Here is a 24,437-nt window from a genome sequence, read left to right as displayed (position 1 = left end):
TATGCACCACCTTCGCAAATGTTATATCCCGTTATAAAATTGATTAAGCTCGTTCCACTCTTCGGAAGACATTCCATCTCCGCCGGCTCCAGAATCATTTGCGGCTGCAGTCTCCGATGCGGAATTCGCAGCTGCAACATACGGACTTAACTGCTCAATCGTAGTGTAATTTAGCAGTGATGAGATCTCCGTCTTATAGTGGTTATCTTTCAGTAAAGACACCACCTTCAACGCTTTGATTGAATCTCCTCCGAGCACGAAGAAATCATCGCGAATACCGATCCGTTCAACGCCGAGCCCTATTTCCCAGGCTCGCGCTATCGCCGCTTCCTTCTCGTTGCGCGGCGGGATATTTGCGTCACCAAAGTCGCCGTGCAGTTCAGGATCGGGCAGCACCTTACGATCGATTTTTCCGTTCGGTGTCTGCGGCATTTTATCCAGGAAAACAAAGTAAGATGGCAGCATGTAGGAAGGGAGCTGTTCACTCAAATATTCCCGCAGCTCCGCGACCGTCAAGGTGTAAGACGAATCGGTCGACACGTACGCACATAAACTCGAAGTCTGCTGGCCTTCTATTTGCTTAGCGACGACGACAGCTTCGACAATCCGTTCATGCTGCAGCAAGAGGCTCTCGATCTCTCCAGTTTCAATTCGGTACCCGCGGATTTTCACCTGAGTATCCTTCCGTCCTATGAAAAAGATCGTTCCATCCGGACGCCATTTGGCGAGATCACCCGTCCGGTACATCCGTGTTCCGGAACGATATGGATTCGAAATGAATTTACTCGCCGTCATTTCCGGTTGACCATGATACATTCGAGCCAGACCATCGCCAGCAATACACAGCTCTCCGGCAATACCGATTGGCTGCGGCTGATCTGCTGAATCCAAAATGTAAATTTGCGTATTCGCTATCGGTGTGCCGATATCAATAACCCGATCACTTTTTGGCTGTCCAATAGTTGACCATACAGTCGTCTCAGTTGGGCCATAAACGTTGAACAACTGGAGATTTTTATACCGCTCAAGCTCTATAACAATTTCCCTGTTAAGCGCTTCTCCGCCAACAATCAAGCTATCTAGCCCTCTGAGTCCAGTCTTGCTGGACGAATCATTTAGCAGTAGAAGCAGACGGGATGGAGTTGCCTGCAGCATCCCAATTTTATGCCGCTTCACTAGATGCCAGATCGCCTGCGGATCTTGCTGGGCTTGACGAGGTGCGAATACAACCTCCATACCGACAGTCAGTGGCAGCAGCGCTTCAAGCACAAATATATCGAAAGAAATTGTGGTTAGAGCAAGTATGCGTTGCCCTTCATGAAACGGTATACGCTGACGCATCCCAACAAAAAAATTGTGCACAGACTGGTGCTCCAGCATGACTCCCTTCGGATTGCCAGTAGAGCCAGACGTATAAATAACATAGGCGAGATGATGCGCTTCATTAATCGGCGGCAAGTTATGACCGTCTCCGTCATAATGACTTTCGTCATCGATACAAATGACCTTGCCTTCAAACGGAATAGACTCCATCATCGACTTCTCCGTCAATAGCCACTGTGAACCGCTGTCCTCCATCATGTAATGAATCCGAGCTGACGGATAATCGGGATCGATAGGCAAGTAAGCGCCCCCCGCTTTAAGTACCGCCCATATGCCAACCATCATCTCCACAGTACGGTCAAGCATCAGGCCGACGATACTGTCCGCGCCAATACCCTGCTGCCGCAATTTAGCCGCTAACTGATTTGCCCTCGTATTCAGCTCCGCATACGTGAGGCTTCTATCGTCTGCCACTACTGCAGTCGCATCAGGTGAACGTTCAACCTGCTCCTCAAACAACTGCTGAAGCGTCAGTAATCGGTCATAGTTCATGTCTGTATCATTGAAAATATGAAGCAGTTTATTACGCTCCTCATCCCCCATGATGCTAAGCTCTGACAGGCGCTGATCGGCATTTTGCCCGACATTGTTAATGATGTTCGCCAAATGATCAGCCATGCGGACGATCGTCTCTTCATCAAACAGTGCGGTACTGTATTCAAACTGCAGTGTAATTTCATCGGACATTAACATCGCATTGACGGTCAAATCGAACTTGGACGTTCCCGCATTGTATTCGATTGGAGTCCAGCTCATTCCCTGATGAACAAAAGGTTCAATACCAGCCTCCAGCCAAGCAAATGACGTATCAAACAACGGGTTTCGACTCATGTCCCGCACAAGCTGCAGTTCTCCAAGTAATTGCTCGAATGGGTAATCCTGATGTTCGTATGCAGCTAACGCCGTCTCCTTCACTTCTTGAAGCAGCTCACGGAACGTTAGATTGCTGTCAATACGCTGTTTCAACGGCAGGGTATTGACGAACATACCTACCATTTTTTCGCAATCAGCATGATTTCTTCCCAACACTGGCGTTCCGACTACAATAACCTCTTGTCCGGTATACTTGTGAAGCAGAGTTTGATATGCCGCTAGCAGTATCATAAAAAGTGTCGTTCCGGTTTGTGACGATAGGGCCTGTACTTCCTGTGTAGCCTCCTTACTGAGCGATATTTCAATCGTATGCCCATCGAATGATTGGTGCATCGGTCTAGGACGATCCGTCGGCAGCTCTAGTGTCGGCGCCTCTTCGGCAAACTGCTGCAGCCAGTAAGCCTTTCCTTCCTCAAGTTTCTTCTGCACCTCAGCCTTCGACAGCCAACTAACATAGTCTTTATAATGAACACGCAATTCCGGCAAAGACTGCCCGTTATACAGACTGAATAGTTCCTCCAATATAATGGCAAGCGATAGACCGTCCGCCACAATATGAGGGATATCCACTAGCAGTACATGCTTGTCAGCCGACATATGCAGCAGTTCGGCACGAATTAAAGGCGCTGTCTCTAGGGAGAAGGGCTGTACAAATTGGTGAGCAATCTCATCAAGCTCTTGTTCCACTACCGTTCTTTGTAACACGGGAAGCTGTATATTAGGATGTACAATCTGATATAGCTCTCCGTTATCTAAGATGAACGAAGTCCGTAAAGCTTCATGCCGTTGAACGATGCTCTGCAAGCATTCGATAAGCCGATTTCCATCTAGCGCACCGTCCAATCGAAGCATGCCAGAAATGTTGTACGCTGTACTGTGGCTAACCTGATCCATAATAAACATCCGTTTCTGGGCGGATGAGACCGGGTACATCGCCTGCTGCGCTATCGGCTCAAGCCTGCTCGATGCTGACATGCTGCTCCCCGTTAATGAATCCGCTGTGACAAACGGGAGCAATTGACGAATGGTGCGGCAGTTAAACAGATCATTAATCCGAATATGAGTGTTAAATTCCTGATTCAGCTTAGCTATCATCAGCATCGCTTTCATCGAGGTTCCGCCGATGTCGAAGAAGGAGTCGTCAAGTCCTATTTCTTTCTCCCCGAGTACTGTCTGCCAGATCGCCTTCACTCTCTCGTCTGCCATTAGCTCGCTTTTAACGACTGGCTTGCCATTGTTGTTTGGCGAAGAAATTGGTGTCTCTGAGAAATGCGGCTCTTCAATAACGTCTCCAAGCTCAAACGGCGCATCGGGATGTTCCAAACATATTTCCAGGAGTCCTGTAAGCTCATTGCTCAATCGCTGAATAACTTCCCGCTCCAGCGCGTCCATGTTGTAATCAAAATCAAGCCTTAACCTGCCCTCGATTTCCGTTACATTCAAGAACAGTTCGTATTTGGCGTACTGCACGCCACCTGCCTGCAGTTCGCTCTCCATTCCGGCGAAGCGCAGTGATCCCGGTACCCTGTCCATGTTGAATACTACATTGAGCGGAGGCAACTCAATTCCTGACTGGTACAATTCCTGAGCAAGCTCTGTTAATGGATAGCTCTGATATTGTTCGATCGCAGCCCACCATTGTTTCACCTGCTGCAGCATCGATACGAAGGAAGGCTGCCCGCCAGCATCCGTGCAAACCGGGAACATATGAACGCAATTACCGATCATGCACAAGGCTTCCATACTGGCCTGCCCGGCGAACGGAACGCCGACAGCAAGTGCTCGCTGACCAGTGTGACGATGCAGCACGATTTGAAAACACGTTAGCAGCGTTGTAAACAGACTGCTTCCGTGAGTAATACTGAGCTGCTTCCACTTATCCACAACATGACGTTCTAAGAGTACTGTCTCGCGGCTGCCGCGAATAGATAAGCTATCTCCACCCGCCGACAATCGGGGTGACGACCACTTTTCCCCAAGCCGCTCCTGCCACATCCGAATCGCCTCGGCCCGCTGAGGGTTACCGTTCGATTCCGTTTGCCTTCTGACATATTCTCCGAACTGTACTTGCTGCATGAGTACAGCAGGCTTATCGCTTATTAATGAGGAATAAATGCTGGCCAGCTCTTGGAAAAACAAGCCGATAGACCAACCGTCAGCAATCAAATGATGGAATGTAAATACAGCCGTATATTTGTCCTGCTCATATCTCAATAGCTGAACGCGGAACAATGGATCCGGTGTCGTTAAGTCGAACGGAACATTAATCGCTGTATCAATCCATTGCTGCTGCGCTTCTGTCGGTTTTATGTCCTGCCTTCCACTCCAGTCTGTCATCGGCATCGCTACAATAATTCCAGGCTGCACGTATTGCTTCTCCCCATCATCAGCGACTCGAATACGTAATGCTTCATGCCGCTCTGCCACCTGCTGAATCGCTTCAACAAAACTATCAACATGCAGGGAACCTGTAAGTCTTAACACGACTGACTCTTGGAACGCCAATGAAGTAGCTGGAGATAATTTGGATGCTAACCATAATTGCTGCTGATCGCGAGTCATGACAATAGCTGTTTCTTCCTTATCCGGTACAGCCAGTCCCGATCCGCCATCCGGCGGCTCCGGTATAAATCCGCCGCGCTTCAGCTCGCTCACACTCTGTTGAACTGCACTCACAATTGCCTCGATATCATCATCTGTATGCACCGTTGACAGGAAGCAGTTTCGTCCTTCCCATATATACACGCCATTGTTTAACATGTGATAAAAGAACAGCTCCAGATCGCCTTTGAGTACGAAGCGGAATAGTGATCCGCAATGAACGACCTTCATCGGCACACGCTCCTGTGCGAACCATTCATTCAATCGTCCTGCCATGCGAGCTGTACGATTGTTCAAATTATGCTGCAGCGCCTCTCCTTCTTCGGTGAGCTTGTCCACCACGGTGAGCGCAGCGGCCATCGCTAGCGGGTGATGACAGAAAGTTCCCGCCACGAACGTTCTTCTTGCTTCATTCTGAGGATAGGAGTTATCACCAAACTGCCACATCCCCCCATCAATACCGTCCATAAATCGGGCATTTCCAGCAACAATCCCTATCGGCATACCGCCGCCAACAACCTTGCCGTAAGTAACCAGATCGGCTTGAATGCCGAACATCGCTTGCGCTCCACCCGGATGCATGCGGAAGCCCGTAATCACTTCATCAAATATAAGCGCTGTCCCCGCTTCTTGCGTCAGCTGCCTTAACTTGCGCAAAAAGGCTTGCGGCCGATAGTCCGGTCGCCGGCTTTGAACTGGTTCAACCAGAACAGCGGCCAATTGATCGGCGTGCCCAGAAATATATTCAAGCGCCTCGTCGGTACCATAATTCAGAACAACGACGTCATCAACCATGTGCTGAAGAATACCTGGAGCCAGTGGAGTAGAATGATCAGATATGCCGCCAAGCGCAAGCACACCATCAAATGTCCCGTGATACGAGCCGCTAAAAAGTACGATCTTATCGCGTCCCGTCGCCGCTCTGGCAAGACGAAGCGCCACCATTACTGCCTCAGTGCCAGAATTGTAGTAAGCAACCCTTTCAACCCCGGTCAATTGCCGAATGCGTTCAGCGAGCAGTCCCGCTTTATCCGACATCGGGCCCAGTGGCATACCGTTGGCAAGCTCCCGCTCGATCGACTCACGTATAAAATCCGGATTATGTCCAAAGAAATTAACTCCGAAGCCCATCGTCAGATCGACGTATTCATTTCCATCTACATCCCAAAGCTTGGAACCATCAGCCTTAACCGCAATGGTCTGATACACCATTTCCTTCAAATGCGGTCTGAAGCCCGCTACGTTCCGATTGTTGGCGTATACGTGACGGTATTGCTGCGTCAGTTCCTTTGTCCCTTGAGTACGTGTTGCATAGCTCTCGATCAACTGTTTCAAATGCTGCTCTTGTTTGTCGCTCATCACTTGACGTAATTGCACTTGATTTTGCTTGTACGGAACAAAAGGGGTTTCTCCTTCATCCGAACCCCCTGACTTTCGCAGCGGCCGCTCAATCGTATCTACTGCGGGGGCTGCCTCTTCAATCGCTCTGGCAATAACTTCAGATTCAGATCTGCTAACACTTCCAACTTGAGCTTGGGTCGCACGAGGAGATTCCGATACCTTTACAGCTGCTTGCGGAGATCGGTAGTGCCGCATGAACTCCAGCTGTTGAGACATAAGTTGTAATTGCTGTTCTACAATCCGTTCTGCGGTCAAGCTCGAACCAACCACTTCTCCCCCCCTACCGCTGTCTTGTACGTAAGTGCCAGTGTTCGATGCTTCCGGAACAGGGATTAAATTTTGTTCTATTAGAGGCAAGCTGGCTTCCTTGACAACAGGGGAGACAGATATCGGTTCTATATTGTCAATCCGGCGGGGAACGACTTGAGCAAGATAGTCCCCAAGCGCCTCCACTGTGTTTATCGAATCGAACAGCTCTTGAACGGGTAGTTCGACAGCCATACTGTCCTTGATGGCGTTTTTAAGTTGCATGAGAACGATAGAATCAAAACCAAGCTCAAGAAAGTGTGTGCGAGGGTCAATTTCATCCGGCTCGTAATGCGTTATTTTCCCAATAAGGCCTTTCAACGTTTGAATAAGCTCCTGCTTATGATCATAGTTATGGTTAGCGCTCTGCACATCTGCCAACTCCGTTGCCGTGACTTCCATATTCCGTCCACCCTTCTCTTGATTTAGATCAGTTGCCGTTATCCCCGGAAGCCAGCACCGTTTTCGCTCAAACGGATAAACTGGCAACGGAAGCCTGTTATGCTTATGCCGACTATACAAAATACCCCAATCAATATCAGCTCCGCTCACATAGTTGTTAGCCAGCTCGTAAGCACAGGTCAGGTCACTGCAGCCACTTGCTTCAAATTGTTGCAGCAGATTACCATTTCCCGCATTCAATACATCACTAGCATTTGCCGAAACTGCGATTGTCTTCCTGTTATCAACCAAGCTGTAGAATACGCCCGGAGCCTGGCTCATTTCTGTGGAGAAAACGAGCCTAAGCTTGCGCATAGCATCCTGACGATCACTCGCTACAATGGCAATGCGATAGCGATGATGAGCTCTGCCAATATTCGCCGTATAACAGACCGATTGCAGATGATCTTCAACAGTATTGTTCAGCAGCGCAATATAACTCTCTGTAAGCCGCCGCAGAGCAGCCTCGCTCTTGGCTGACAGCGTCAAAATATGAACCTGATGGTATTGCACTATATTAGATAAAGCGCTATATTCTTCCATTACAATGTGGCAGTTAGTACCGCTGAATCCAAATGAGCTGACACCGCAGCGTCTAGGTGTGTCACCTTGTTCCCAGTCAATGACTCTTCGATTTACGTATACCGGAGAGTCCTCAAAGGAAATATTGCGGTTTGGCGTTTGAAAATGCAGCAATGGCGGTATCTGTTTATGCTGTAATGCCAATACAGACTTCACTAAACCTGCGATACCCGCAGCCTCATACAAATGTCCGATATTAGCCTTTACAGAGCCGACAGCGCAAAATTGCTTTCGAGATGTAACGGTGGCGAAGGCCTGTTTTATGCCTTCTATCTCTATCGGATCACCCAGCTTTGTACCGGTACCATGCGACTCCAAATAGGTTATTGTTGTCGGATCTATTCCGGCATCGTTCCATGCATCAAGGAGAAGCTCTGTCTGTGCTGCGGCGCTTGGCGCGGATATACCCGCTGTAGAGCCGTCCTGGTTAACCGCACTTCCTTTAATGACTGCCATAATATGATCGCCGTCCGCGACAGCCTGCTCCAACGGCTTAAGCAATACAGCGGCAACACCTTCCCCCCAGCCCGTTCCATCCGACGCATCGTCGAACACTTTCGCTTTACCGTCTGAAGACTCCATTCCAATACCGGTTCGCACCGGCAGCAAAATTGTCTTAACACCGCCCGCCAGAGCCATTTCGCATTCTCCATTACGAATCGCTTTGCAAGCCATATGGACCGCAACGAGCGATGAAGAGCAAGCGGTGTCCACGGTAACAGCAGGGCCTCGCAGATCAAGCAAATAAGAAATTCGACTCGCAATAATCGACGGCAAATTACCTAACGCATAATTTGGCAGTTCTTCCGGCATAAACTCCGACAGCAGGCGGTCGTACTCATAACCCGATTTGGAGTAGCCTACATACACCCCGACTTTGCGACCTTTCATTTGCTCACCGTTATAACCTGCATGCTCAATCGTATGCCATGCCGTCTGAAGAAACAGTCTTTGGTTCGGATCCATCAGGCTAGCTTCCTTTGGTGTCAGCTTAAAAAAGGAGTAATCAAATTTGTCCACCTCATCCAAATAGCCACCCTCTACGAACCGCTTATCTCTTCCCGACATATTAAGCGCTTGAACAAAATACTCTGCGTCAGCCACCCGTTCCTGAGCATACGCTCCGACACAGTCTTGACCTGTTATTAATCGCTCCCAGAATTCCTCAGGATTATCAGCCTGCGGGAACACACCGTGCATACCGATAATAGCAATATCTCGAATAACATCCCTTTGCCGTTGCTTAACTTCCTTTCTCATAGTCGACTGTTCAGCCGGTTTTAAGAGATGTTCCGCAAGCTTCGATACGGTCGGATAAGAAAACAGATCTGCCACGTTAATTTTCTTAGCCAGCTCAGTCTCAATTCTTCCCGCTATTTGCTCCATCTGCAGTGAATTGAGGCCAACTTCCATGAATCGATCATGAGCGTCGAACAGATCCGACTGAAGAACTTCCTTACAGATACCCAAAATCCGTTGCTCCATCTCACTGTGCGGCATACCTTTTTTACTCTGAATAATGTACTCCTTCGACAACTCAGCCAGTGTAGAGGATAGCTCTGCGTACTCCCCTCTTTCGTATTGCTCGCTCAACACATAGCGCTGCACTTTACCGCTTGTCGTTTTCGGTATTTTTTTCACTGGCAGCACGTCAGAGATTTCCCAGCCCCCGCGTTCACTTAAGTGTTTTTTGATGCCTACTGCTAGCGGAACAAATTGCTCTGCAGTTTGTCTTGAAGCTATAAACACGATGATCTTTTCCGTGCCGGTGTCCACGCACCTTACGCCGCTTGCGGCTACTTTACCGAGTTCCACTCCTTCAAGCTCCTCGGCCACTCGCTCGATATCATGCGGATACACGTTCTGTCCGTTAATAAAAATAATATCCTTGAACCTGCCTGTAATGATTAGCTGGCCATCTCTTATAAAGCCCAAATCGCCTGTCTGAATCCATCCATCCGCGGTCAGCGCTTTATTCGTCGCTTCGGGATTGTTATAGTAGCCGGCAGTAACGTTTGTGCCTCTGATTTGAATGAAGCCTACCGTACGATCGGATACAATTTGATCCTGTTCATCACATATCCGCAGCTCGCAGCCCGGGATCGCGGTTCCAACCTCGACGAATGAGCAGCTGTCAGGATGTGTTGATTCCACCTCGACAATTTTCTCACCAATCCCCAAATGTCTCCGATTTACATTCAATGATGTATATAGTTTCTCTGCTGGTGGAAAAGCCACGGCAACCGAAGCTTCTGCCAAACCGTAGACAGTGAACATAGCGGTTCTTCTAAGACCGTATTTCGACATACGATCCAAAAACATTTCACATATTTCTGTAGAGATTGGTTCAGCGCCGTTAAAAATAAGGCGCACAGAAGACAAATCCCAATCATCCGTATTCTTCGCTTTATGATAGGTTAGTAGAAATTTGTAGCCGAAATTAGGAGATGCGATAATCGTGGCACGATGTTCCGATGTTTTTTTAATCCATAATGAGGGGCGGCGAATAAATAAAGCTGTAGGCATTAGAAATTGGTTCATATTACACGCAACTGAAGTCAGATGGTAAGCGATCAGTCCCATATCATGGGTCAACGGCATCCAGCTCAAGTAGCGATCCTCATCTGTCAACTGACCGCCCGCAATGATTCCGTATGTATTCGTTACTAGATTTTCGTGCGTCAGCATCACGCCTTTAGGGCTGCCTGTCGATCCTGATGAAAACTGGATTAGAGCCAAATCCTTATATCCGGCTTCAAAAATATCCCCGCTCTCCCCGGTCAGCTTGATCTCGTCCGCCACCCAGCATCTGTCGATCATTTCTTCCATTACCAGATCGAGTTCCTTGTTGGCAGCGTATTTTACCAAATGGTCAATGACCGCCTTGTTTGCAATCAGATAAGGGTGGTTCAACGTCTTCCAAATCGTAAATAGCTTCATTCGATGCTCTTCATTGTTGCCGACTGTAATCGGAACCGGAATAAATCCACCCATGATGCATGCCCAGAATACGAATATAAACGTTCTGTTATCGTCAAGTTGAAATATTAGTTCATCGCCCGGTTTCATACCGCCAGCCTGGAAATAATGCAAATATTTTAAAGCTTCCTCAAAAATGTCTCGATAGCTGCAATAAATTTCATTGTCATCCCCCTCGATGTATGTAATCCCTCTATTATTCAGCTCACTATTTCTTCTTAACAAATCGATAAGTGTTTGCGAGCAAATCATATCCTATCCCTCCTAGAATGATTTTAAATAGTAGATATTGTCTAGCAAGGTATGTTATAATATAAATGGCTCTTTTTAGGCATATCAAAAAGAGTTCCAACTAAGCCGTTATCATGATGCCCCGCCAAAAGCTCTATGATAACGGCTTGTATTATGCTCGTAATCCATCTCTCATACCTAAAGATACACAAATTATAATCAATTAAAATTACTTCAAGCAAATAAAGCTGCTTGCTTGGACATTCTCCTGACATTGTCTATTACAATCTGTTGTTCGGCTTGGGACACTTCCTTACCTAATAAGACAGACTCCAACAAAGCGATCGCCTCCGCAACCTCCTGGTCATGAGATATAAAATTTTGTCTTTCCATTTCATACACCATTTGCTTTAATTTCCTAATCGGTGTTACGACCTGGTTCTCATACTGCTCCATGTTCCAATTCTGGTTTCTGAGACTGACGGCTTCCGCCAAACAGTTTATTATTACCTCCCTTGAATGCTGCATAGTCGTATTATCTATCTCATTACCCTTTAACTTTTCTCTCAATTGTTCATTATGTTCTGGATTAAAGAAGTGGATGTCTGGGCAATTAGTCAACTGCTCGAACATTTTAGAAAGGATGGGTCTTGCTCCGAGCTCAATCACGCATTGAGTACCATGACTAAGGATATAATGCATTGAATCAAGCCATCTGACTGGCTTCACAATTTGTGCGGTGAGTTGTTCGATGATGTCCCGTTCATTTTCGTAGGGTAGGGCAGTAACATTGGAAATGACTTTCGACTTAGGACGTTGAATATCCGCTAAGCGTAGATCAGTTGCAAACCGATCCGCCGCATTCTGCATCAATTTGCTGTGAAATGCTCCGTTAACCTTCAATATAGAATATTTTACCGACATTCTGTCTAAATGATCCAACATTCTAGTCATCGAAGCAGCAGCGCCTGATATTACATATTGATGAGGGGTGTTGTAGCAAGCGATCTCCACGATATGTCCGCTTTGGGCCAATTGCCCGCACAGTGATTCGAGATCTCCTCTGTTCATCTGATGTATTGCGGTCATCATGCTCGGGGTTTGTTCAGCGCATTGCTCCATATACTCCGCTCTTCTCTGTACAAGTTGTAACCCGTCCTGAAAAGACAACGCTGCTCCACAAGTTAGTGCCGCATATTCTCCCAAACTATGACCGAGCAAAAAGTCTGCATAACGCTCGTGTTCTTCCACGAAAGCATGGTAGGCAGCCATATTGACTGTATACACAGCGGGCTGTAGATAGATTGTTCTGGATAATTTCTCTGTAGGACCATCCAAGCATAGGCTTTGAATATCTAGTCCTAATACTTCATTAGCCTGTTTGAATAACTTGCCGGCAATATCATATCGATTACAAAGCGTCTTTCCCATGCCGACATATTGTGATCCCTGGCCTGGAAATACGAATGCCAACATCCTATAACCTACTTTCTTGACTCTATCATTTCGACAAGGTCAACCATAAAAGCTAACTTATCCTTTTTTATCAGCATTTTCCAGTTCATTATAACCTCACTTCCTTTACCTTGTCCACTTCTCTGCACCTTTTTTTCACTCACTCCACAAAACTTCTTAACAATCGACATAGACAGACAAAAAAAGAGCATATTAAATACGCTCTTTCTACAATTTTTTTTATTCTGTTCATCCCGATTAATTCGTCATATCCAAGCGCGCTTTCACCGACAATGTTGTCCCATTAACATGCACAGAATTCGCCGACACCGCAAGCTTTGTCCCGCTCGGAGCAATAATTCGCACCTCTGCATTATCCAAATAACTTTCGTATCGGGCATGATCTCGATATTTATCAAACTGGTATAAAGGAATCCAGCTGCGAATTTGATAGAAAAACGGTTTGCGCTCACTCCGAGTCTTTGAGACATCCATATGAATAACGCTGCCATCCGCATTCGCCTGTGGACCAATGTCGGAGTCAAACCGTCCGCGAAGAACATGTACTTCAATCTGATCCTCGCTACCATCAGCCTCTTCCACAATTACATCTATTTGTTCAAAACGAAGTTCTATCGTTCGAGAGTGATCTGTCGGAAAGAAGTATCGATCGTATTCGTCTTGGGGCAGCGGAACAAGCGCCATTACGATACAGCCCACTACCAAAAGTACAACTGCACTGTATAGTGTGCGTCGGTTCATTTCCTTGCCTCCCGATTTCTAAAGAGAAGCCAGGCGCAGCCTTGTAGGACTATAGTTATGAGTGACAATTTGCCTAATAAGATAAGTACTGATGACTCCGCAATAATAAAATACAGGCACTGGATAATTATTTTTCTGCCGACCGATGAACCTAGCAGCAGACCACAGCCAAGAGCAACCAATATGCTCTGCTTAATAGGCAGCACGCACACATTGCTAATAAGGAAAACAATCGATGCAATGAATACGATATAACCTAACGAAATCGCAAAACCAACCAACAAATTATACAGCGATACGGAATTGACGATGACAGATGCTGGGGACAGCCAATAGACGATTCGGCCTAAGATCTGCTCAAACACCATAGCTAGGCTAGTAAGCAACAATAGGGTGGCTGAACTGATAATTATAAAAATAAAGTTACCCACAGCATAGACCGGCCGGTTAATAGGAAATCCGAGATAGAAATTTCTTTCTCTGGGAGAAACCGATCGGGCAGACAGGAATGCTACGATTAATCCACTCACTATCGTTCCGATAGTTAAGGCACCTACATTCACGACTTCGCCATTGTTGCGGTGCTCAAGCCATGAGAGTCCAAAATTATTTAGAAGAAGGTATGCAGGCAACAGATAGAGCATGTACTGAAATAATTTAGCATGCCTCATCCACTTAACGCGAAGCACATTTCGAACAGCGTGGCTGAACGCTTTGTCAAAAATCAGCATCGTTGTATCCCTCTTCCTGTCCCGCAAGACGGGTGACGTAAATATACAAATCCTGGATGTCTACTTTTCCAATGCTTATCCCCATCTGCTCCAATTGTTGACGCTCTCTCGATGTCAAATAGTTCCTGATTGCAATTGTGCAGTTATTCCCAAAGCCTTCGCACTCATAGATGCTTTTCTCCTCTATATGTGAGAGCAGTAACTCCTTAGGCCCGGTCAGTCTGATGGCATAGTGCTGGAGTACAGACAACGGCTTGTGCAATATCAATCTGCCCTTATACATAAAAATAATTTCTTCTAAAATATGCTCCATCTCTTTCATATTATGCGTGGAAATCACCATCGTACGAGGTTCATTCATATATTCTTCTAGCAATAGTGAGCACATTTCTTTACTAGAGTAATAGTCTAGTCCGGACAACGGCTCGTCCAAGAGCAGTACAGGCATCCTACTGCCAAGCGCCGCTCGAATTTGCAATTGCCTCTGCATCCCCTTGGATAACTCTTTATATTTAATATTGTCTTTCAAATCGCTGCGCTGCAGCCAATCATATACTGCCTCTCCATTCCATCTTGGATAGAACGCTGCATAATGACGTATAATGTCGGCAATCTTCATGGAAGGAATAATCATCTCATCGTCGCCAGCATATTTAATCGTGGACAAGACATCGAGATTGTCGAACACGTTCTTCCCATTGAGCGATACGCTGCCCGAAGTTGGCTGCAAATAGCCGGCAATCATTTTTAATAATGTCGTCTTGCCAGCTCCGCTGCCACCGATAATTCCAACCATTTTATTACTGTCGATTGACATCGTAACCCGGTCGATTGCCGGCTTATTACAAAATGTTCTACTCAGTTGATTGCAAGTTATCATGTAAGATGTCAACCTCCGCAATCTGATCCATCATATCTTTAATTTCTGCTATGCTGAATCCAAGCTTCTTGCCTTCTCGAATGACGTCGACCAGTAAGTTATGGATAAAATGCTCCTTGCGTTTAGAACGAATTCTAACTTTAGCGCCTGGTGCCACATACATGCTTGCGCCTCGTTTTTTAAGCAGGATCCCCTCTGCAACCAGCATTTGAATTCCTTTCGCCGCGGTAGCCGGGTTAATCTTGTAGTACTTCGCTATTTGATATTGAGAATACGCTGGTGCTTCTTCCTCAAGTATGCCGTTCAAAATATCATCTGCTATCCCATCAGCAATTTGAATATAAATGGGTATCACGCTATTTAAATCAATATTCATCCCGTCATCCTCGCAGCAATAAAATAAACAGTTATACGCACCGCTACTTTACTACACCACTTATATAATGTAGTATAACAGAACAATAAATATGTGTAAATAAAATACATTAAAGGGGTTTTGTTCTTTCGATGCATCAATTATGTATATATGCCAATAAAAATAATATAAATGTAAAAAAATTATTATATTGTAATTTATTATGTCGTCATCTACTATATATTAATGATTGACAATTTCGTGATAGGAGATGATAGGCATGAACAGCTCGTCCAAATCCAGTATCGGTCGTTCGATATTAATTTGGGGTGGAATAGGTATTTGCATCGCTATTATTGCCGTGGTTCTAAACCTTATCGGCGTCAGCATCCCTGTAACAATTGGCTCAACAGAATATGCGGGTTGGCAATCCGTAGGTATACTAGCTATTGGCAGTCCTATTTTACTTATAATTATAGGGTTAATAATTGCTGCATTCAGTAAATCCAAATAACTTAAATTACAAAAAAACACTCCGAATAATTGACATAATAAACACCCCAAGTAGGCGATTAGATACTACAAGGGGTGTTCTTCGTGAATAGACAATAATTGTACTTCTCGCTATGATGAGAATGTGATGTTCAAGTCGCGAGGAGTGAGGATTATGAAATCTTTTTATCAAAATTGGAAGCTCGATATTGAACTGCCCATGGCGATCCACCATGGTGATGACCTTACCTTTTATGCGCATTATCACTCTGAGATCGAATTTATTTATGTGGAATCCGGAAGTATCCTCGTCGGCGTAAATGAGGAAAAGCGTTTGCTCGAACAAGGAGATATGGTCATTTGTTGCAGTAATGATATTCATTACTTCGAGAGCAAAGAGCTGTCCTCGAAAGTAATCATCTTGATTTTCAAACCCGAGATGATTAGCTTGTCGATGAGCTGGCCAAATGATTTTCGCTTTACATCACCTTTCATTACCGGAAAACGCCCGGAATTCAAACATATAAGAGGACTGCTGTACGACATTATGGAAGAAAAAAACAACGGCAAACCTGGTTATCAAATGTTCATTAAGGCAAGTCTGCTGGAATTGTGCGGAACGCTGCAGAGAAACCTGCCGAGCGAAAGGATAAGCCGCAGCTCAAGCAATAAGCTGGAGTCAAAAAGAGCCCGAATCCAGCAAATATTATCTTTTATAGAAGAAAACTACCAGGAGGATTTATCAGTAGAAATGATGGCGACACAATTTCAGATGGATCCCTCTTATTTTTGCCGGACGTTCAAGAGCGCGGTTGGCGTGAATTTCAAAACTTATCTTAACACGATCCGCGTGCTCACTGCGGAAAGGCTGCTGATCAGCAGCGATGCTAGCATTACCGACATTGCCCTTGAATGCGGCTTTAACAGCATTCGTACATTCAACCGTGTGTACAAAGAATTCAAAGGATATGTCCCATCCAGTACCCGTCAAGGAGCGCTATAGAAGGGGAATTTTCATTTCTGTCTATACCATCTGCCTGTTCCACCAGTCTTCCTCCCTCGAAAAAAACTCCGTAATCCAACGTTAATAATATTATTACGAATTATACTGCAGCGTGCTTTTTATAAATGCACTTTTTAAAAAGTGCATTTTTTGTCTATGAAAAAACATAAACTGGCGAGAGTTTTATTTAAGCGCTTTCTATAATAATATCGATAGCCATTTTAATATGTGATGGAGGGATGAAATGAAGCAGTTGCGGGTCGGTATGGTAGGTTATAAATTTATGGGAAAAGCCCACAGCAATGCGTATCGGGCTCTGCCCATGTTTTTTCCGGAAGCCTTGAAGCCCGAGATGTCCGTTTTGTGCGGGAGGAATCAAGAGGCCGTTGCCGAGGCAGCCGCACAATTTGGCTGGTCTGAGACCGTAACGGACTGGAAGGAACTCATCGCGCGGGACGATATTGACTTAATCGACATTAACGCTCCCAGTGATGCACATAAAGAAATTGCGCTTGCTGCCGTAAAGGCAGGGAAACATATTTTTTGTGAAAAACCGTTAGCCTTAACACTAAGCGATGCCCGAGAAATGCTGCAAGCTGCGGAGGAGGCCAAGGTTGCCCATATGGTGGGCTTTAATTACCGTTTCTCTCCTGCAGTGAAACTGGTCAAGAAGCTAGTGGAAAGCGGCAGACTAGGGAAGATTTATCATTTCAGAGCCTGGTTTCTGCAGGACTGGATTATCGATCCGGATTTCCCGCTCGTCTGGAGACTGCAGAAGGAAATTGCCGGCTCGGGTTCGCATGGCGATCTCGGCGCCCATTTGATCGATCTGGCCCACTATCTCGTCGGCGACATTCATGAAGTCATCGGGATGAGCGAGACCTTTATTAAAGAACGGCCGATTGCCGAGCAAATGACCGGTTTAAGCGCTAAAGGCAGCAAAGATGCTCCTAAAGGTCCGGTCACCGTCGACGATGCGACACTCTTTCTGGCGCGGTTCGCAAATGGCGCACTCGGCAGCTTCGAAGCGACTCGCTTTGCGGCAGGACACCGGTCAACCAATTCCTTTGAAATTAACGGCAGCCTGGGCAGCGTAAAATTTGATTTCGAGCGGATGAACGAGCTTGAGGTCTACTTCACTTCCGATGATGAGGATGTTCAAGGGTTCCGGAGAGTGCTCGCTACAGATCCGGCGCACGAATATGCAGAAGCCTGGTGGCCTCCGGGGCATACGATCGGCTTTGAGCATACCTTTATCCACGAAATGCTGGAGCTCACAAACGCGATTCGGGAAGGCAGACAGCCCCAGCCCAATTTCAACGACGGCGTGAAATGCCAAGCTGTACTCGAAGCGGTGGATCGATCCATCGATGAGCGCCGCTGGGTCGAAATCTCGGAAATGTAAAGGAGATAAACAGATATGAAAAAGGCATTAATCGTCTGGGGCGGCTGGGACGGACACGAGCCGGAGCAGGTCGCGGGCATCTTTGCAGACATATTGAAGGGTCATCAATTTGACGTGGAAGTCGCCGATACTTTGGAGGCATATGCAGATGCGGAAAAGCTGATGAATCTCGATCTCATCGTACCGGTATGGACGATGGGAGACATCCCGCAGGCATTCGTCAACAACGTATCGGCCGCGGTACAGAACGGAACCGGACTAGCCGGCTGCCACGGAGGCATGTGCGATTCGTTCCGTCATAACGTAGACTGGCAATTCATGACCGGCGGCCAATGGGTGGCTCATCCAGGCAATGACGGAGTGGAGTACACGGTGGAAATCAAGCAGTCCTCGAGCCCGCTGGTCGCCGGAATGGAGGACTTCAAGGTGGCCAGCGAGCAATATTACCTGCATGTGGATCCGGCTGTTGAAGTTCTTGCCACAACACGCTTTCCGGTAGCCGATGGCCCACACCGCTTGAATAAGGCTGTTGATATGCCTGTCGTCTGGACGAAGCGCTGGGGAGTCGGCAGGGTGTATTACAATTCGCTTGGTCATCATGCCGATATCGTTGCGCTTCCTCAGGTGACAGAGCTTATGACACGGGGCTTGCTCTGGGCAGCTGAAGGAAAGCAGCTGTTCGGAAAATCGCCTGAAGGCAAGGCATTGAATACTGAGAGCTTGTATACCGGCATGGGCGATAGCCAGTAATACTGGTTATTTTCCTCCCGCATTAAAGAGGAGTGTCGTATGATGGACAAAATGAAGGTTGGCATTATCGGCTGCGGAAAAATCAGCAGCATTTATATGGAAAACTGCAACAAATTCGGTGTTCTTGAGCTGGCAGCCTGCGCTGATCTTGACCTGAGCCGGGCTCGGGAGCAAGCGGAGAAATATAACATCCCCCGCGCCTGTACTACGGATGAGCTGCTCAACGACCCTGAGATCAGCATCGTCATTAATTTGACCATTCCTGCCGTGCACGCCGAGGTTAGCCTCAAGGCACTGGAAGCCGGAAAGCATGTCTATGTGGAGAAGCCGCTCACCGCTACCCTTGAAGAAGGCCGCCTCGTGCTGGAAACGGCGAAAAGAAAAGGACTATTGGTGGGCAGCGCTCCAGAGACTTTTTTTGGCTCCGGCATTCAGACAGCTCTTAAATTAATCGGCGACGGTGTTATCGGCCGCCCGGTATCGGCGACGGCTTTCATGATGAGCCGCGGCCACGAATTTTGGCATCCCGATCCTGAGTTTTACTATGCGCAAGGCGGGGGACCTATGTTCGATATGGGGCCTTACTATTTGACCGCCCTGGTGCAATTGCTCGGACCGATTCAAACGATTGCCGGAATAACGGGCAAAGCGCACGAACAGCGGATTATCACAAGCGAGAAAAAATACGGCAAAGCGATCCCCGTCGACATCCCGACTCATGTCGCTGGCACGTTGCAATTTGAGAACGGAGCCATCGCTACCTTGATCACGAGTTTTGATATTTTTGGAGGCAGCACTCTTCCTCCTATTGAAATACATGGTACGGAAGGAACATTACTTGTCCCAGATCCGAACACCTTTGGCGGGCCGGTGAAATACCGAAAGATCGGGGAAAGCGAATGGACGGAACAGCCTCTTTTACCGGGCTATGCTGAAAATAGCCGCGGAATCGGCCCTGCGGATATGGCCTCTGCTCTGCTTCACGGGCGTCCGCACCGGGCTAGTGGAGAGCTGGCTTACCACGTATTAGAAGCAATGTGGGCATTCCACTACTCTTCCGATTCCGGCCGTTACTACGAAATGAAAAGCCGATGCGACCAGCCTGCGGCGCTGCCAGTTGACCTGGAGCCATATACGCTGGATTAAAGCAAGCTGGCATTCATCTCTGCAGAGGCTGCTTATATCTCAAAAAAGATCGGCAAGGGGAATAACACGCCCCTTGGCCGATCCTTTTTAATGTTTTTATATGCTTACATACTTGCATAGAGTTAATCCTACTTGCTGCTGATCTCCCGGAATTTGCTTACATATTTTGCCGCCAGCTCGGTAATGAGATCATAACGCCCTTCCTTGGCCGGCGCCGTCAAGTTGCCGCCGATCCCTACGGCCACGCATCCGCTGCGAATCCACTGCTCCATATTGTCCAGATCCACACCGCCGGTTGGCATAATGTTCACATGCGGCATAGGACCTTTAACAGCCTTAATGAAGCCTGGATCAAAGTTGTTGCCCGGGAACAGCTTCAGCACATCTACGCCCAGCTTCAAAGCTTCCTTCATTTCGTTAAGCGTCATGCAGCCAGGCATGTAAGGAATACCGTACAAATTACACAGCTTGCCTGTCTCTTCGTCGAAAGATGGGCTCACCACGAATTCAGCTCCCGCCAATATAGCGATTCTTGCCGTAATCGGATCAAGTACGGTGCCGGCGCCAACAACAGCCTGATTCCCATATTCCTGGATCAGCCGCTTAATGACTACATCCGCATCAGGCGTCGTAAAAGTGACCTCAATATTGCTCAAGCCGCCTTCAATGCAAGCTTTGGACATCTGGTAAGCCGACTCGGCATCATCTCCGCGTATAACCGCTACAACGCCCAGCGCCGTAATATTTTGCAGTACTTTGATTTTTTTCATCTTTTATCTTCCTCCCTATCAAAATAAATTAAAGCCAACGGTTCAATGGATGTGTACTAAACTTTTTTATCAAATTTACTCCATTAATTTATTGATATTCTAATATTATTAAACAACAAATCTAATGTAAATGCACTATCTTATTTAAAAATAGCAAAAAAGGCTATTTTTCCGTATTTATTATGGAAATTATGTGTCAAATCAGGAATTAATCATTCCTTTATTGTACAAAACCGATTTATGTGTTAATTTCAAGTTAAACGATAAATTCAGGATTGTTGCCTTAATTTTATTTTATTACGATCATTTTCAAAAGCTTAGGAGGAAGCACAAATGAACAAAAAGCTGGACGTAGTCACTTTCGGAGAACCGATGGCGATGTTTTATGCCAATGAGCCTGTAGAATTGCATAAAGCGCTTTCTTTTTCCAAGGCGCTGGCCGGAGCGGAATGTAACGTATCCGTTGGTCTATCCCGTCTGGGACATTCCGTCGGGCTTGTAACCAAGCTCGGGGAAGATAACTTCGGACATTTTATTACCGAAACTTTAAATCGAGAAAACATCGACACTTCGAATGTAAAATTTACGAATGAGCATAGAACAGGCATGCTGGTCAAATCCAAAGTGCTTACGGGAGATCCCGTCGTTGAATATTTCCGCAAAAATTCGGCTGCATCTACGCTGAGTCTGGCCGATTTTGACAGCGATTACTTCGCTTCAGCCAAGCATATGCATGTAACGGGCATTTTCCCGGCCGTATCGAAATCCTGTCATGAATTTGCCCTTCATGCTATCGATTTTATGAGAGCCAAAGGGAAAACGGTATCTTTCGACCCGAATCTGCGTCCTTCTCTATGGCCGGATACCGATACGATGGTTAAAGCCATTAACGATCTTGCCACCCGCTCCAATTGGGTGTTTCCGGGCATTAGCGAAGGCAAGCTGCTTACCGGCCGTGATAAGCCGGAGGATATCGCCGATTTCTACCTCGAGCGCGGCGTTTCGCTCGTCGTGATTAAGCTGGGGCCGGAGGGGGCTTATTTCAAGTCTGCCGACCAAGAAGGATATGCCGACGGATTCAAGGTCGAGGAAGTCGTGGATACCGTTGGAGCCGGAGACGGTTTTGCCGTCGGAGTCATCAGCGGATTGCTGGAGCAGCTTCCGCTGCAGGAGGCTGTTCGCCGCGGCAACGCGATCGGTGCAATTAATATTATGTCCCCAGGGGACATGGACGGTCTTCCAGACCGGGAGAAGCTGCAAAAATTCATGGAGCAATAAGCGAAGAAAAAAAAGAACATATTGCTTAAGCGATGTGGTGTGATATGATGCCCTCATCGTTAACAGTGAGACAAGGGGCTGTCCGAAAAGTCAGTAAAAACCGACTTTTTGGACAGCCCCTTGATCTTCAGAGGGTGGTTTGGGGGTTAGTGGGGTTAGTGGGGTTAGTCGGATTGGTGAGACTGATGGATTTGGCTGAACTCGTGAGACTGTTCACCCGCCAACGGACAGGAGATCCGCTATTTGTTGAAATAGGCCCTCTTTCGCTATGCTTGCGGACACTGGTTCCGTTATTCGACTAAATTGACTGCAATAAACAGGTTCTTGGGGGCAATAGCGGAACGTAGGTCCGTTAGCTCTCAAGATACCTGGTTATTTCACAAATAGCGTCACCTGTGTCCGTCCCTCGGGGGCACTACCAACGCGATGTTCTCCTACCTACTTTTATTTTCGGGACTTATTTGGACAGCCCCTTCGTCCTTATCAATTGATCATGATCAACTGCCACTGCTGATTCAGATCTCTGCGATCCAGGCTCTGCCCAGCTTTACTCCACTTACTGCTGATTCTTTTGCTTAGTTCGTCAACAAATACTAAGCCTGTGTCAACCAAGGTCATGATCGCAGTTTTCGAACGGACTGTCCCGGCTGCAAAACAGGCGGAAAACGGTACGTAATCGGCAGCTCTTTCCCCTGCTGTTCAATAGAAGATAGTAAAATTCGCGCCGCCTGTGTTCCCATATCGTAAGCAGGCTGGGAAATCGTTGTGATCACCGGATTATAAATATGAGCAAATTCGGCATCATCGATTCCAATCACAGACAGTTCATCTGGAATCCGGATGCTGCGCTTGTTGGCGTACTTTAAAATCTCCCCCAGTACGATATCATTGCCTGCCAGCAGTGCTGTAGGCGAATGCGGCATAGCGAGCAGCCGCTCCAACATGACTGCGATCTCAGCTTTCGGCGCGCTGCAGATCAAAGATTCATCGATGGGGAATTCTAGCTCTTCCATCGCTTTTTTATATCCGCTGATTCGTTCCTTGCGAGGCGTAATGGCATACTCACCCAGGGGGAGCGACAATAGGGCGATTCGTTCATGACCGTGGCGGGCCAATTCCTGAATGGCCATTTTTACTGCCGCTTCGTTGTCCAATAACAGACTTTGCGTTGTAACTCCGTCAACCAGCCGATCAAGAAATACAAGCGGTAGCTTCATCTCCATAATTCGGTTATAGGAGCTTTTCTCATCACCGGTAGGAAATACAATCAATCCGTCGACCTGGCGTGCCGCCAGCATTTCGATATATTCCCGCTCCTTGTCCGGATTTTCATCGGCGTTACAAATAATGACCTGCATTTTGTTGCGCTGCAGCTCGTTCTCAATGGCGCGTATACATTTTATCGAAAGTGAGTAATCGATATTTGCCACAATAATGCCCACCATAAAAGTTCGATTATGCTTCAAGCTTCTGGCCAACCCGCTGGGCTGATATTTCAAGTCCTCGATGACCTCGCTGATCCGCTTTCTCGTTTGCTCGCTCATATATTGATAGCGTTCATTCAAATATTGCGATACGGTGCTTTTGGAAACCCCCGCTCGTTTGGCAACATCTTCGATTGTCGGTTTCTTCACCAGCCTTTTCCACTCCTTAACAATCCAGCTGAGGAACATGACTAACCGGATATCTTTACTCCAACATAATGTTACTAAAAAAGTATACCTATCTTTTACTAAATAATCTATAGGCAGGGGCTGCATCAAAGTGAATTATTTAAATCGCATGATCCCGCTTTTACTAAATCGCCACAGCAAAAGCCAACCTGACTCGGTTGGCTTCATTGGATAAATTAAACTTGATGTTTCATCATTATAACAAATGCCAGCTGCCGTCGTAATCATAAATAAGAGCAGCCCTTATCTATGGCTGCCCCCGGCTCTCTTACTATTTATGAGTTGGATTTTTTTAATTATTCACAATATGAGCTATTATCAAATAATTAAAAAGACATCTAACCTTTTACAGTAATAGCGGGTTGCAAACCGCCATTTCCACAAAGGTGATGTCTTCTTAATACGCTGGCCCCAAGCTAAGGGATGCTTCTTTTGTTTAAGTTCAAAGTTTACTTAGTTAGACCGCCTATGGCAATCCAGGTCACGAATCCATAATTTTTAGAGCCGCCCTTCAGTCTTGAAATTTCAAGGATTGCGGACTCAGGCGATTGTGACTTTAATGTAGCATAATATCCGGGATTATTGGACATCGCAACAATTACATAATGGGCATGGGAGAATGGCTCATCGAACAATATTATCATTTCAGTCGACTCTTCATGATCCTGGAGAAGAAAAGCTGCCATGCCAAACTGCTGTATCGTTGGCTGGCCATGGATAGACAACATAGGGGTCACTGCCAAATGCTCCAATTGAACTGCGCCATGCTGAATATGCTCCCCTTGAACTGATTCCGCCGTAAGATGGTGGCTTTGTATCGATTCATCCGCCAAATGATAGCTCTTCACCGCTCCGGCTTCGATATGGGATGAACCGACCGATTCACTCTGCAATACGGCGCCATCCACGATACCCGCCTGCAAATGAGTGCGCCCGATCG

General features: G+C 46.8%; 15 protein-coding genes. 6 read left to right on the top strand and 9 right to left on the bottom strand.

Annotated elements, in window-relative coordinates; all coding sequences use genetic code 11:
• Window positions 1-21 precede the first annotated feature (21 nt).
• From G358_RS31235 to G358_RS0108625, 6 genes are all read right to left on the bottom strand, one after another.
• A complete protein-coding gene (locus G358_RS31235; RefSeq protein WP_019636817.1) occupies window positions 22-10,818 on the bottom strand; it encodes a non-ribosomal peptide synthetase in 10,797 nt (3,598 codons plus the stop codon).
• 213 nt (window positions 10,819-11,031) lie between these two features.
• The gene (fabD, locus tag G358_RS0108650; RefSeq protein WP_019636816.1) at window positions 11,032-12,273 is read right to left on the bottom strand and encodes an ACP S-malonyltransferase; all 1,242 of its coding nucleotides are present in this window, start codon (window positions 12,271-12,273) and stop codon (window positions 11,032-11,034) included.
• Window positions 12,274-12,510: 237 nt separating this feature from the next.
• The gene (locus G358_RS0108640; RefSeq protein WP_019636814.1) at window positions 12,511-13,014 is read right to left on the bottom strand and encodes a hypothetical protein; all 504 of its coding nucleotides are present in this window, start codon (window positions 13,012-13,014) and stop codon (window positions 12,511-12,513) included.
• Entirely contained in the window at window positions 13,011-13,745 is a 735-nt protein-coding gene (locus G358_RS0108635) for a hypothetical protein (protein ID WP_019636813.1), read from the bottom strand. Before G358_RS0108635 ends, G358_RS0108640 begins: the two co-directional genes overlap by 4 nt.
• On the bottom strand, window positions 13,732-14,625 hold the full coding sequence (locus G358_RS0108630; protein WP_019636812.1) for an ABC transporter ATP-binding protein: 894 nt from the start codon (window positions 14,623-14,625) through the stop codon (window positions 13,732-13,734). Before G358_RS0108630 ends, G358_RS0108635 begins: the two co-directional genes overlap by 14 nt.
• Window positions 14,600-15,001 (bottom strand): GntR family transcriptional regulator, encoded by a 402-nt coding sequence (locus G358_RS0108625; RefSeq protein WP_019636811.1) that lies wholly within the window; start codon window positions 14,999-15,001, stop codon window positions 14,600-14,602. The genes G358_RS0108630 and G358_RS0108625 overlap by 26 nt, the downstream gene beginning before the upstream one ends.
• A gap of 259 nt (window positions 15,002-15,260) precedes the next feature.
• Between G358_RS0108625 and G358_RS0108620 the strand changes: the two genes are divergently transcribed.
• From G358_RS0108620 to G358_RS0108600, 5 genes are all read left to right on the top strand, one after another.
• Entirely contained in the window at window positions 15,261-15,494 is a 234-nt protein-coding gene (locus tag G358_RS0108620; protein WP_019636810.1) for a hypothetical protein, read from the top strand.
• 153 nt (window positions 15,495-15,647) lie between these two features.
• Window positions 15,648-16,475, top strand: coding sequence for an AraC family transcriptional regulator (locus tag G358_RS31615; RefSeq protein WP_019636809.1), 828 nt, complete (start codon window positions 15,648-15,650; stop codon window positions 16,473-16,475).
• A 244-nt stretch (window positions 16,476-16,719) separates the two neighbouring features.
• Complete coding sequence (locus G358_RS0108610) at window positions 16,720-17,880, top strand: Gfo/Idh/MocA family protein (protein WP_019636808.1); 1,161 nt, start codon at window positions 16,720-16,722, stop codon at window positions 17,878-17,880.
• Between the two features lie 15 nt (window positions 17,881-17,895).
• The gene (locus G358_RS0108605; RefSeq protein WP_019636807.1) at window positions 17,896-18,630 is read left to right on the top strand and encodes a ThuA domain-containing protein; all 735 of its coding nucleotides are present in this window, start codon (window positions 17,896-17,898) and stop codon (window positions 18,628-18,630) included.
• Between the two features lie 42 nt (window positions 18,631-18,672).
• Window positions 18,673-19,776: a Gfo/Idh/MocA family protein gene (locus G358_RS0108600; protein ID WP_026342150.1), complete on the top strand. Its 1,104-nt coding sequence runs from the start codon at window positions 18,673-18,675 to the stop codon at window positions 19,774-19,776.
• Between the two features lie 128 nt (window positions 19,777-19,904).
• Here G358_RS0108600 and G358_RS0108595 read toward each other — a convergent pair whose 3' ends face one another.
• Window positions 19,905-20,546 carry a bifunctional 2-keto-4-hydroxyglutarate aldolase/2-keto-3-deoxy-6-phosphogluconate aldolase gene (locus tag G358_RS0108595; protein ID WP_019636805.1) on the bottom strand — a complete coding sequence of 214 codons (642 nt, stop codon included), beginning with the start codon at window positions 20,544-20,546 and terminating at the stop codon, window positions 19,905-19,907.
• 333 nt (window positions 20,547-20,879) lie between these two features.
• Between G358_RS0108595 and G358_RS0108590 the strand changes: the two genes are divergently transcribed.
• Entirely contained in the window at window positions 20,880-21,824 is a 945-nt protein-coding gene (locus tag G358_RS0108590) for a sugar kinase (protein ID WP_019636804.1), read from the top strand.
• Between the two features lie 614 nt (window positions 21,825-22,438).
• Here G358_RS0108590 and G358_RS0108585 read toward each other — a convergent pair.
• Together G358_RS0108585 and G358_RS0108580 are read right to left on the bottom strand one after the other, a co-directional pair.
• Window positions 22,439-23,458 (bottom strand): LacI family DNA-binding transcriptional regulator, encoded by a 1,020-nt coding sequence (locus G358_RS0108585; RefSeq protein WP_026342149.1) that lies wholly within the window; start codon window positions 23,456-23,458, stop codon window positions 22,439-22,441.
• A 488-nt stretch (window positions 23,459-23,946) separates the two neighbouring features.
• On the bottom strand, window positions 23,947-24,437 hold a 491-nt coding region (locus G358_RS0108580; protein WP_019636802.1), incomplete at its 5' end, for a WIAG-tail domain.

The organism is Paenibacillus fonticola DSM 21315 (assembly GCF_000381905.1).
In the GTDB taxonomy this organism is placed as follows: domain Bacteria; phylum Bacillota; class Bacilli; order Paenibacillales; family Paenibacillaceae; genus Fontibacillus; species Fontibacillus fonticola.
This window is presented reverse-complemented; position numbering and strand designations above follow the sequence as displayed.

Excerpts from the sequence above, each read along its gene's own strand:
- G358_RS31235 (WP_019636817.1), bottom strand. The coding sequence starts at position 10,818 with ATGATTTGCTCGCAAACACTTATCGATTTGTTAAGAAGAAATAGTGAG.
- fabD (WP_019636816.1), bottom strand. The coding sequence starts at position 12,273 with ATGTTGGCATTCGTATTTCCAGGCCAGGGATCACAATATGTCGGCATG.
- G358_RS0108640 (WP_019636814.1), bottom strand. The coding sequence starts at position 13,014 with ATGAACCGACGCACACTATACAGTGCAGTTGTACTTTTGGTAGTGGGC.
- G358_RS0108635 (WP_019636813.1), bottom strand. The coding sequence starts at position 13,745 with ATGCTGATTTTTGACAAAGCGTTCAGCCACGCTGTTCGAAATGTGCTT.
- G358_RS0108630 (WP_019636812.1), bottom strand. The coding sequence starts at position 14,625 with ATGATAACTTGCAATCAACTGAGTAGAACATTTTGTAATAAGCCGGCA.
- G358_RS0108625 (WP_019636811.1), bottom strand. The coding sequence starts at position 15,001 with ATGAATATTGATTTAAATAGCGTGATACCCATTTATATTCAAATTGCT.
- G358_RS0108620 (WP_019636810.1), top strand. The coding sequence starts at position 15,261 with ATGAACAGCTCGTCCAAATCCAGTATCGGTCGTTCGATATTAATTTGG.
- G358_RS31615 (WP_019636809.1), top strand. The coding sequence starts at position 15,648 with ATGAAATCTTTTTATCAAAATTGGAAGCTCGATATTGAACTGCCCATG.
- G358_RS0108610 (WP_019636808.1), top strand. The coding sequence starts at position 16,720 with ATGAAGCAGTTGCGGGTCGGTATGGTAGGTTATAAATTTATGGGAAAA.
- G358_RS0108605 (WP_019636807.1), top strand. The coding sequence starts at position 17,896 with ATGAAAAAGGCATTAATCGTCTGGGGCGGCTGGGACGGACACGAGCCG.
- G358_RS0108600 (WP_026342150.1), top strand. The coding sequence starts at position 18,673 with ATGGACAAAATGAAGGTTGGCATTATCGGCTGCGGAAAAATCAGCAGC.
- G358_RS0108595 (WP_019636805.1), bottom strand. The coding sequence starts at position 20,546 with ATGAAAAAAATCAAAGTACTGCAAAATATTACGGCGCTGGGCGTTGTA.
- G358_RS0108590 (WP_019636804.1), top strand. The coding sequence starts at position 20,880 with ATGAACAAAAAGCTGGACGTAGTCACTTTCGGAGAACCGATGGCGATG.